Origin of the sequence: Mycobacterium sp. E1715 (assembly GCF_001667625.1) — a bacterium.
Classification (GTDB): Bacteria; Actinomycetota; Actinomycetes; order Mycobacteriales; family Mycobacteriaceae; genus Mycobacterium.
In genome coordinates, this window is sequence record NZ_LZJJ01000150.1 from 1 (window position 1) to 726 (window position 726).

At 72.6% G+C, this 726-nt stretch carries 1 protein-coding gene; it reads left to right on the forward strand.

Translation table 11 applies throughout. The features are described from left to right. Positions 1 to 726, forward strand: a 726-nt coding sequence (locus A9X03_RS08325; RefSeq protein ID WP_156746503.1) for a DUF222 domain-containing protein, incomplete at both ends; no start/stop codon positions are given.

Consider the following 726-nt stretch of genomic DNA (forward strand, 5'->3'; position numbering starts at 1 on the left):
CCGGAACGGTTGCGGGCTTTGGAGCGGGTGGAAAGCGTCGCCCGCCGGCTGCGTACACCCCAGCACGCGCTGATCAACCAACTCGACGCGCAGGCCAGCCCCGAAGAGGTGGGCGGCTCCTTGCGCACCGGGCTGGCCGACCGGTTGCGCATCACCAAGGCCGAGGCCGCCCGGCGCATCGCCGAAGCCGCCGACCTCGGCGAGCGCCGGGCGCTGACCGGTGAACCGCTGGCACCCAAGCTGACTGCGACCGCGGCCCGCCAACGCGCCGGGCGCATCGGCGAGGGCCACATCAACGTGATCCGCGACTTCTTGGCCCACCTGCCCGATGCCATCGACGCCCTGACCCGCCAAGCCGCCGAAGCCGACCTGGCCGCCAAGGCCGGCGCTTATGGGCCCGACGAACTGGCCAAATACGCCCAGCGGCTGAGGGAGTGGCTGCACCCCGACGGAGACTTCAGCGACGCCGAACGCGCCCGCAAGCGCGGGATCGCCCTGGGCGCCCAGGAATTCGACGGCATGTCGCGCCTCAGCGGCCTGGTCACTCCGGAGTTGCGCGCCGCGATCGAGGCCATGCTGGCCAAGCTGGCCGCCCCCGGAGTGTGCAACCCCGACGACGAAATCCCGGTCGTCGACGCCACCCCGGATGAGGACGCGGTGCGCCGCGACACCCGCAGCACGGCGCAACGCCACCACGACGCCTTCCTGGCCGGGCTGCGCGGACTC